This window comes from Cellulomonas jepli (assembly GCF_047229345.1).
Classification (GTDB): domain Bacteria; phylum Actinomycetota; class Actinomycetes; order Actinomycetales; family Cellulomonadaceae; genus Cellulomonas_A.
In genome coordinates this window covers 20420-29870 of record NZ_JBFTER010000055.1, presented here as the reverse complement: position 1 = coordinate 29870, position 9451 = coordinate 20420, and the positions used below count along the sequence as shown (strand labels likewise).

At 75.7% G+C, this 9451-nt stretch carries 10 protein-coding genes and 1 tRNA gene; 6 read left to right on the top strand and 5 right to left on the bottom strand.

Translation table 11 applies throughout. The features are described from left to right. From AB6N24_RS13730 to AB6N24_RS13720, 3 genes are all read left to right on the top strand, one after another. Positions 1 to 574 (top strand): helix-turn-helix domain-containing protein (locus tag AB6N24_RS13730; RefSeq protein WP_412869952.1); only part of this gene is annotated, 574 nt, incomplete at its 5' end. 176 nt (positions 575 to 750) lie between these two features. Next, positions 751 to 1425, top strand: coding sequence for a fasciclin domain-containing protein (locus AB6N24_RS13725; RefSeq protein ID WP_412869951.1), 675 nt, complete (start codon positions 751 to 753; stop codon positions 1423 to 1425). A 230-nt stretch (positions 1426 to 1655) separates the two neighbouring features. Continuing rightward, positions 1656 to 2342 carry a GOLPH3/VPS74 family protein gene (locus AB6N24_RS13720; RefSeq protein WP_412869950.1) on the top strand — a complete coding sequence of 229 codons (687 nt, stop codon included), beginning with the start codon at positions 1656 to 1658 and terminating at the stop codon, positions 2340 to 2342. A 111-nt stretch (positions 2343 to 2453) separates the two neighbouring features. Here AB6N24_RS13720 and AB6N24_RS13715 read toward each other — a convergent pair whose 3' ends face one another. Continuing rightward, positions 2454 to 3437: an anti-sigma factor gene (locus tag AB6N24_RS13715; RefSeq protein WP_412869949.1), complete on the bottom strand. Its 984-nt coding sequence runs from the start codon at positions 3435 to 3437 to the stop codon at positions 2454 to 2456. After that, the gene (gene sigK / locus AB6N24_RS13710; protein ID WP_412869948.1) at positions 3434 to 4036 is read right to left on the bottom strand and encodes an ECF RNA polymerase sigma factor SigK; all 603 of its coding nucleotides are present in this window, start codon (positions 4034 to 4036) and stop codon (positions 3434 to 3436) included. The genes AB6N24_RS13715 and sigK overlap by 4 nt, the downstream gene beginning before the upstream one ends. A 213-nt stretch (positions 4037 to 4249) precedes the next feature. Here sigK and AB6N24_RS13705 point away from each other — a divergent pair, with 213 nt between their 5' ends. The 3 genes from AB6N24_RS13705 to AB6N24_RS13695 all read left to right on the top strand — a co-directional run bounded on the left by AB6N24_RS13705 (position 4250) and on the right by AB6N24_RS13695 (position 7653). Beyond that, positions 4250 to 5887, top strand: a complete 1638-nt coding sequence (locus tag AB6N24_RS13705; RefSeq protein ID WP_412869947.1) for a diguanylate cyclase — start codon at positions 4250 to 4252, stop codon at positions 5885 to 5887. Positions 5888 to 6073: 186 nt separating this feature from the next. After that, positions 6074 to 6958 carry a phytanoyl-CoA dioxygenase family protein gene (locus AB6N24_RS13700; RefSeq protein ID WP_412869946.1) on the top strand — a complete coding sequence of 295 codons (885 nt, stop codon included), beginning with the start codon at positions 6074 to 6076 and terminating at the stop codon, positions 6956 to 6958. Between the two features lie 92 nt (positions 6959 to 7050). Beyond that, complete coding sequence (locus tag AB6N24_RS13695) at positions 7051 to 7653, top strand: YdeI/OmpD-associated family protein (RefSeq protein WP_412869945.1); 603 nt, start codon at positions 7051 to 7053, stop codon at positions 7651 to 7653. A gap of 70 nt (positions 7654 to 7723) precedes the next feature. Here AB6N24_RS13695 and AB6N24_RS13690 read toward each other — a convergent pair whose 3' ends face one another. From AB6N24_RS13690 to AB6N24_RS13680, 3 genes are all read right to left on the bottom strand, one after another. Next, the gene (locus tag AB6N24_RS13690; RefSeq protein WP_412869944.1) at positions 7724 to 8401 is read right to left on the bottom strand and encodes a slipin family protein; all 678 of its coding nucleotides are present in this window, start codon (positions 8399 to 8401) and stop codon (positions 7724 to 7726) included. A gap of 427 nt (positions 8402 to 8828) precedes the next feature. Beyond that, a tRNA-Ser gene (locus tag AB6N24_RS13685) sits at positions 8829 to 8918 on the bottom strand. A gap of 68 nt (positions 8919 to 8986) precedes the next feature. After that, positions 8987 to 9406: a PIN domain-containing protein gene (locus tag AB6N24_RS13680; RefSeq protein WP_412869943.1), complete on the bottom strand. Its 420-nt coding sequence runs from the start codon at positions 9404 to 9406 to the stop codon at positions 8987 to 8989. Positions 9407 to 9451 lie beyond the last annotated feature (45 nt).

Sequence of the window (9451 nt, the reverse complement as noted above, 5' to 3'; positions counted from 1 at the left end):
CGCCCGCGGGGCGGCTCGGGGGAGCCGCCGGCCGGGTGAAAACTGGACGATCGTCCACCTCCCGAGCACGTCGGCGGCGCTGCGGGCCGTGCCGCCCGGCGCCGACCTGCCGACGGTGCTCGCGGCCGTCGGCGCCGTCGACCTGCTGCCCACCGCGACCGGGCTGGGCCGGTTCCCCGGCTCCGGCGCCCACGCGCTGCCCGTCGAGACGGCTGCTCCCGTGACGTGGCGGACGCCGGCCCCCGACGGGCCGGTCGTCGACGACGGGGTCGACGGCCTGGACGCCCGGCCCGTGGGAGCGTTCGGAGCCCCGGTCGGCGTGGCCGGCGCCGGCGGGTTCACCGACACCCACACCGCGCAGCGACCGGTGGTCCGCGCCGCCGAGGGCGCCATCCGCGAGGCGGCGATCCGCCAGCTCGCGGCATCCGGCCTGTCGCAGCGCAGCATCGCCGCGCGGGTCGGGGTCTCGAAGTCGACGGTCGCGCGCGTGCTCGGTGCCGCGGTCGAGGTCTCGCAGGAGACCGGCGCACTCCCGCTCCTCGCGCACCGCGTCCCCGCGGGTGCCGACCGGTAGACGTCGCCGTCGCGGGCCGGCCACAGGTGCCGCCGTCGGCCCGCGAAAAACTTCTGCACATCCGACCCATCCGCTCGCCCACCCGCTCCGAATCCCCCTCGAAGGTCCCGCTCCCGGCGGGACGGAAGAAGCATCCGGTGGGGGCACCCGCACCGGACCTCGAGAGGGAGAGTCCGATGATCAGCACCAAGCGCACCCAGTTCGCCGCCCTCGGTTTCCTGGCGGTCGCCACGCTCGGCCTGTCGGCGTGCAGCTCCGACTCCGGCGCCGACGAGACGGCCGACCCGGCCATGACGTCCGAGGAGACCATGAGCCCGGAGCCCATGGAGACCGAGGACGCGATGATGGCCGACCCGGCCGCGAACCTCGTCGGCCCCGGCTGTGCGGGCTACGCGGAGACGGTGCCCGACGGCCCCGGCTCGGTCGTCGGCATGTCGCAGGACCCGGTCGCGGTCGCCGCGTCGAACAACCCGCTCCTGACGACGCTCGTCTCGGCGGTGTCCGGTCAGCTCAACCCCGAGGTGGACCTGGTCGACACGCTCAACGGCGACGAGTTCACCGTCTTCGCGCCGGTCGATGACGCGTTCGCGAAGATCGACGCCGCGACGATCGAGACCCTCAAGACCGACACCGCGATGCTCTCGAGCATCCTGACCTACCACGTCGTGCCGGGGCAGCTCTCGCCCGACATGGTCGTCGGTGAGCAGACCACCGTGCAGGGCGGCATGGTCGAGGTGACCGGCTCGGGCGACGCGCTCATGGTCAACGGCGCCAACGTCATCTGCGGCGGCGTCCAGACCGCGAACGCCACGGTCTACCTCATCGACTCGGTGCTCATGCCGACCATGTGACACCCGCACGACCCGCCCGCCAGACGGGCACCACGGACCGGCGAGGCCCCCGCTCAGGGTACGGAGCGGGGGCCTCGCCCTCGTGCGCGCGCAGGTGCGCGCAGCCCCCGGGGAGGTGCACCCGAGGCGCACGCCGTCCCCGCGCGGTGCGCGCCCGGAGAGCGTCCCCGCAGGTGGTGACCGTGCGTGCGCCCTGGCCGGGCACCCCGCGCACGTCCTAGCGTGAGGGCATGATCCTCGCGGAAGACGTGCTCCTGCTCCTGACCGACGACGTCACCGGCAAGCCCGTCGTCGACACCACGCGCCTCGACCTGGCGCTCGCGGGCGCCGTGCTGCTGGACCTGGCGACCGCCGGGCGGGTCGACGTGAGCGGGCCCGGCGAGCCGGTGAAGCCGGGCCGTGTCGTGGTGCGCGACCCGCGGCCGACCGGCGACGGCGTCCTCGACGAGGGCCTGCGCCGGATCGCCGCGAAGGGGCCCCGGAAGCCGGCCTCGGTCGTGCCGGAGCTCGCGAAGAAGCTCCGTCCCGAGCTGCTGGCGCGGCTCGTCGAGCGCGGCGTGCTGCGGCTCCAGGAGGGCAAGGTGCTCGGCATCTTCCCGACGTCGGCGTGGCCCGCCGTCGACCCCGCGTACGAGGACGGCCTCCGCCGCGCCCTGCACGACGTGCTCGTCGTCGGCCGCACCCCCACGCCGCGCGAGGCCGCGCTGATCTCGATGCTGCAGGCCGTCGACCAGGTCCCGCGCGTGCTCGGCGACGTCGGCGTCCCCAAGCGCGAGCTGCGGAACCGCGCCAAGGCGGTCGCGCAGGGCGGGTTCGCGGACGCCGCGGTCAAGGGCGCCGTCGAGGCCGTCAACGCCGCCGTGATGGCGGGGGTGATGGCCGCGACGGTCGCCGCGACGAGCGCCGCCGCGAGCTGAGCCCGCGCGGGTGACCGCCAGGCCCCGGTCAGGGGTCAGGCGCCGGTCGGCGCGTCGGACCCCGGTCGGAGCGCCAGGCCGCACTCAGGGCGTCGGGCCCCGGTCGGGTCGTCAGGCCTCGGTCGGGGCCAGCACCACGACCGGGTCGGTCGTCGGCTCCTCGGACCCGCCGGCCGGCTCCACCGTGACGGCGAGCGCGTCGCCGGGCGCGAAGTCCTCGGCCATCGCGTGCAGCGCACCCGACTCGTCGGGCATCACGACGTCCGGCAGCGGGACGCCGTCGCGGATGACCCAGAGCTGGTACTCCTTGCCGTCGCCCGGGTCGCCGAGGCCCGTCGCCGTGAACATCGCGTGGCCGTCCCCGAGCACGCCCACCGCCGTCCCGCCGCCCTCGACGTCGGCGCGGACCACCTCGGCGCCGGGCTCCGCGAGCATCTCGGCCATGAGGCGCGCCTGCTCGCCGGCCTGGCGGGCCTCCTGGTGCTGCTGCCACGCCACGACGCTCGGCACCGCGGCGGCGCCGAGGGCGGTCGCGGCGACGGCGAGCCACGTCGCGCTGCGCCGCGGCGGACGCCGACGTGCGGCGAGCTCGGTCACGCCGGAGCTCGAGGCGGCGTCGGCGCGGGCGGCTGAGGGTGCGTCGGCCGCGGGCACGCGGTCGGCGTGCGACGGGGCGTCCGGGACGCGGTCCACGTCCCACGTGCCGTCGGGGACGCGGTCCACGTCCCACGGGGCGTCGGGCCCGCGGTCGGCGTGCGACGGGGCGTCCCGGAGCGTCGCCGGCGGCGTCGAGGCGCCCGAGCCGGCCCGCGCCGGGTCGTCCCGCACCCCCCGCACCCCGGCCTGCGGGGTCGCGCGGATCGCGTCGAGCACCGAGGCCCGCACGTCGGCGGGCGGCGGGACCTGGGCCGCCGAGCCGAGCAGCGCCGCGGTCGCGGTCAGCTCCGCGAGCTCGCGCGCCGCGTCGGGGTCGCGCGCGACCAGCCGCTCGACGGCACGGCGCTCGACGTCGTCGACCGCGTCGAGCGCGTAGGCGCCCAGCAGGTCCCGCACGTCGGGGGTGTCGTCGCGGCCCGGGCCGTCGGTCGTGCTCATGCGGCCACCCCCAGGCAGTCGCGCAGCCGGAGGAGCCCGTCACGGATGCGGGACTTCACGGTCGCGAGGGGGGCGGCGAGCTCGTCGGCGACCTCGCGGTACGTCCGGCCGCCGTAGTAGGCGAGCACGACGGCCTCGTGCTGCGTGGGCGTGAGCCCCTCGAGGCAGTGCCGCACGCGGGCACGGTCCATGCTCTCCTCGACCTCCTCCGCGACGACGTCGAACGGCCGCTCGACCTGCTCGTCGAGCGCGCGCTGGTCCCGGTTGCGCTGCGCCTGCACGGCACGCACCCGGTCGACGGCCCGGCGGTGCGCGAGCGTGAGCGCCCACGTGCGGGCCGAGCCGCGCTCGGGGTCGAACCGGGAGGCGGTGCGCCAGACCTCGACCATGACCTCCTGGAGCACCTCGGCGGCGTGGTCCCGGTCGCGCAGCACCGCGAGGCACGTGCCGAACACCGCGGCCGAGAGCGCGTCGTACACGAGCGCGAACGCGCCCTCGTCGCCGGCGGCGGCGCGGACGAGCAGCGCGTCGGTGCTCTCGGGCTCGTCGGCCACAGGCTCGGGGACCGGCAGCACGGGCTCGCCGGAGGTCGTGGTCACGAGCGACAGTGTGCCCCACGGCCGCCGCTCGCGACCTGGCCGCGCGGCCGGTGCTCGGGTCGGGGACATCGGGTGGGCTCCTCCTCGGGGGGTCGTCTGCGCAGGGTTCGGAGCGGACGGGCCCGCGGATGGTCCCGCGCACGTGACGAACCTGACAACCGTCCAGGAGTGTCGGAACGTTCATCGCGGACCCGTCCGTGCCGATCCTGTGGCATGACGTGCGTCGAGAGTGCGGACGAGGTGACCGGGGACACCGGCGCCCTCGTCGTCGTGCCCGCCGCACCCGGTACGCCCGACGCCGCGGAGATCTCCCGCGCGCTCGACGTGCTCGACGACCAGCGCGGCAACGACCTCGTCGCGATGCTCGCGCGCGCCGTCGAGCTCGAGCAGGCCGCCCGCGCGATCGGCGACGTCGAGCTCGTGTGGCGCGCGCGCCTCGTCCGCGCCGACGTCTTCGAGCGCCAGGGCCGGCTCGCCGAGGCCACGCGCATCATGTGGCAGGTGCACGACCACGCGACCGACCACGGCCGGGCGCGCCTGCTCGCGCGCAGCCACCTCGGGCTGTCCTGGGCGTTCCGCGACATCGGCGACCACGCGTCGTACCTCGAGCACTCCGTCAAGGCCCTCGACGCGCTCGACGACGACGCGCCGCCGTCGGTGCGCGCGCACTACGTGATGCGCCTCGCCGACGCGCTCGACGAGTCCGGGTCGATCGAGGAGGCCCGGGCGCGCTACACGCAGGCCGAGCAGCTCGCGGTCGAGGCCGACGACGTCGTGCGCCGCCTGCGGGTCCTGAACAACCGCGCGTACGGGGAGTACGCCGCCGGCGACTTCGACGATGCGCAAGAGACGATCGACCGCATGCTCGACGTCTACGAGCGCCACGGGATGCGGCTGCAGTCGCACGTGTGGGACACCCTCGCGCGCGTGCAGATGGGGCGCGGTGACCACGCCGCGGCCGTCGCGAGCGCACGGCGGGCGCTCGAGGAGAACGGCAACCTCGCGACGCGCGAGGTCACGGCCGACGCCGAGTTCCTGCTCACGCTCGCGACCGCGCTGCGGCTCCTCGGGGACCACGACGCCGCGCAGGGGACCCTCGACCGGTGCCGCACGCTCAGCGACGCGCACGGCCTGCGCTACCGCACCGCGCAGGTCGAGGAGGAGCAGGCCGAGATCCACGCGGCGCGCGGCGACCACGAGCGCGCGTTCCACGCGTACAAGCGGTTCCACGCGCTCGAGAAGGCGCTGGTCTCCGAGGAGCGCGAGGCGCAGGCCCGGCTCCAGCAGGCGATGTTCGAGACGTCCGAGGCGCGGCAGGCCGCCGCACGCTTCCGGCACGAGTCCCTGCGCGACCCGCTCACGCAGCTGCTCAACCGCCGCCACGTCGACCAGGCGCTCCCCGGGCTGCTCGTCGACAGCCGCGCCCAGGGTCTGCAGCTCGCGGTCGCGCTGATCGACCTCGACCACTTCAAGCGGGTCAACGACACGTTCTCCCACGCGGTCGGCGACGAGGTGCTCGTGCAGGTCGCGCGCCTGCTCGACGACGTCGCCGACGCCGTCCCCCTGCCCGGCTCGGCCTTCGCCGCCCGGCTCGGCGGCGAGGAGTTCCTGCTCGTCGTGCAGTCGGCGGCGGGCGACGCCGTCGTGACGTACCTCGAGGGCCTGCGCCGCGCCGTCGCGCACCACGACTGGTCCCCGCTGACCCGGGACGTCCCCGTGACCGTGAGCGTCGGGCTGGCCACGAGCCACCCCGACGACACCCAGCGCACCCTGCTCGCACGGGCCGACGCGCTGCTGTACGCCGCGAAGCACGCGGGCCGCAACCGGGTCTCGACCGACCCGTCGGACTGACCCGCCGCGACCGAGGCCCTGCGGCCGGCCCGCCGCGGACGCTCCTGCCGGCGCGCCCGCCGAGGCCGACCCGCGGACCGCTCGGTCCGGGCGCGCTCCGGCTGACGACCTCGCGCCGCCGTGCCTACGCTGGTCCGGGAGCCCGCGCACCGGCGCGCAGGCACGGGTCGACCGGGGGGTCGGGGCATGACGACGACAGCACAGCAGAGCGCGACCGAGCACCGTGCCGAGGACCTCAGCCGTGAGATCCACGACCAGGGCATCACGGTCGTCCGGGGCGCGTTCGCGCCGGAGTGGGCCCGCGACCTGGACGTCGACCTCGCGCGCGAGCTCATGGAGGCCCTGCGGACCCCGGGCGGCGTCGCGCCGCGCGGCTGGAACCGGTTCTACTTCGAGCCGTACGCCGAGCGCGTCCGGGGCTTCTGGGACCTCGCGGCCCACCCCGTCGTCACCGCGCTGTCGGAGCACATGTTCGGGCCCGACTGGCAGATCGTGGAGCTCGGCTGCGACGTGCCCCTGCCCGGCGCCGAGAACCAGCCGTGGCACCGCGACTTCCCGATGCCGGCGGCGACGCGCGACGAGCACCGGCTGACGTCGATCGCCGTCAACGCCTCCGCCGTCGACGTGGTCGACGGCCCGTTCCAGGCGGTGCTGGGCACGCAGTTCGAGGTCGGCGAGGACTTCGAGGGGGCGATGTTCCCGCCCGACGAGCGCACCCCCGAGTACGACGCGCGGCTGCAGGCGTTCTACGCGAAGGGCGGCAACTTCTCGGTGCGGTCCGGGCTGATGCTGCACCGGGGCTCGGCCATGGGGAACGGCTCCCGGATGCGCCAGGTCATGATCCTCGGCATCGTCTCGCCCGAGGACCGGGCCGTCGTCGACCGGCTCAAGGACCCCGCGGACCCGCACCCGCCGCGCATCCGGCTCTCCGCGGAGGCGTACGAGCGGGTCGACCCCGCGCTGCGCGCCCACCTGAGCCACGAGATCGTCGCCGACACCGACGCCGAGCTCCCGCCGTACCGCACCGAGCACTCGTTCGAGGGGCTCAAGATGGACCAGCGGAAGTCCTGACGCCGCTCGGCGCCCGCCGCCCGTCACCCGTGGTGCAACCCTGCGTGCCGGACAGGCGCTCGGGTGTCGGACCCGCACGGCACGATGTGCGCATGGCCGACGACCTGCCCGAGCTGCTCCTGCCCGACGCCGAGGCGTGGCGGGCGTGGCTCGACGAGAACCACACGACGTCCGACGGCGTGTGGCTCGTGCTGCACAAGAAGGGCGGCACGGTCACGGAGATCACGTACGCGACCGCGCTCGACGAGGCCCTCTGCTACGGCTGGATCGACGGACAGGGCCGCGCACGCGACGCCGAGTCGTCCTACCAGCGGATGACGCCGCGCCGGGCGCGCAGCCGGTGGTCGGCCCGCAACGTCGGGCACGTCGCGCGGCTCGAGGCCGAGGGCAAGATGCAGGAGGCGGGCCGCGCGCAGGTCCGCGCCGCGCAGGCCGACGGCCGGTGGGAGGCCGCGTACGAGGGCCCGAAGAACACGGTCGTGCCCGACGACCTCGCCGCGGCGCTCGCCGCCGAGCCCGCCGCGCAGGCGTGGTGGGACGTGCTGACCTCGGCGAACCGGTTCGCGTTCATCCTCCGGATCAACGGCGTCAAGCGGGCCGAGACCCGCGCCCGCAAGATCGCCGAGACCGTCGACCGCCTGACCCGCGGTGAGACCCCGTACCCGCAGAAGCGCCGCCCGGACGCGGCCGGCTGACCTGCCCGTCAGCCCACGCCCGCCCCGTCGCCCACCGGTCGGCTCGACGGTGGGCGACGGAGCGGACGCGTCACGCGCCCGTCGCCACGGCGTGCGCGACCGCCGGGTCCGCGGAGAGCACGACGGTCGCCCCGCCGGCCTCGACGACCTGCAGCGTGCGCAGCTGGAGCAGCCCCGGGTTCGACCCCACAAGCCTCGCCGCGTTCGCCAGGGCGCGCGTCACGGCGACCTCGGTCCGCGCGCGCTCGAGCGCCGCGAGCCCCTGCGCCCGAGCCGTCACGACCTCGGCCGCGGCGCGCCGCAGCTCCGCGGGCACGACGACGTCCCGCAGCGCGACCTCGGCGACCTCGACCCCCAGCCCGGCTGCCGCCGGCCCGACCGCCGCACGCAGCTGCGCCGGCACCTCGGCGCGGTCGGCGAGCAGCTCGTCGAGCGTCCGGGCGGCGACGGCGTCCCGCAGCGCGAGCTGGAGCGCGGAGTGCAGGAACGCGTCCGGCTCCTCGACTGCCTCGTGCCACGTCCGTGCGTCCACGACGCGGACCGTCGACGTCAGGCTCACCTTGACCGCGATCCCGTCGGCCGTCAGCACCTCCTGGAGCGGCACGACCAGGAGCCGCGGACGGACGGCGACGCGGACGGTGCGGTGCCGGAGCCACGGCACCGACCGGCGGCCGGGCTCGAGCACTCCCTCGAACGTCCCGTCCCGGTACACCAGGACCCGCTCCCACTCCTGCACGACGATCTTCATGCTCGACCTCTCCCGCACGGTCCGGCCGACCCTCGGCTGGTCCACTGCCCGGAGCGGCGTCGGCGCGTCGATCGCCGGCGCGCGGCCGGCCGGCCGCGGGGGACGTCCCGGGCACGCCCGGCGTCGCAGACCGCGACCGCCCTGGGTGACCGCGCGCCGGACGACCATCGGGAGTTGAACCCGGTCGCGTGACAGGCGCTGCATCCAGTGCAGTGCTCACCGGCCGTTCGCGCAGGACCCGCGACGGCGACGCCGTCCGGCTGCCGACCAGGAGCGTGCGTGAGCGTAGGACGGCACGCTGGCGTCCGGCACGGTCTTTATCGCCGGGGACACGAGGCCGGACGGGTGCGCTGGCTGCGCACGCGGGGTGTGCGGGACCGGCGTGGTCGAGGCCGTCCACCGCACTGACCTGCGGTAACGCCGGGTGCGGAGGGCAAGGGATTCGAACCCTTGAGGATGAGTTCATCACCCTAACGGTTTTCAAGACCGTCGCTTTCGGCCGCTCAGCCAGCCCTCCCCGCGCCGCCGGCACCGCACGACGCGCGCGCTCATTGTGCCAGTCGCTCGGCCGCCGGAGCCCGGACGTCAGCTGTCGTTCTGGGTCCACCACCCGGGCCGGCGCCCGGGCGAGACGACCTGGAGGCCCTCCTTCGCCGCGGTGCGCGCGAGCTTCCCGTCGTAGGTCGCGATGCGGTCGACGTCGGGCTCGGTCAGGGCGACCCCGAGGTGCAGCGCCTGGAACGGCGTCAGGCCCTTGGCCCGGGTCACCGCCGCGCCGAACGCCTGGTCCGAGAACGGCACGACCCGCAGCCGCTCGGTGACGCCGTGCGCGACCGCCCGGTCCGCGGAGCCCTTCCACGCCGCGGCGCGCCGCAGCTCGTTGACGCCGAGCGTGGTGGTGAGGAGCTCGGCCTCCCAGACCGCCGCCCACGCGCACCAGTCGCCGGTGCTCGTGGCGTCGATGAGGTACCTGCTCAGTGCTGACCCGTCGACATACACACCCATCTGCACGAGCCTACCGACCGCAGGGACACATCGGACGAACCGGGC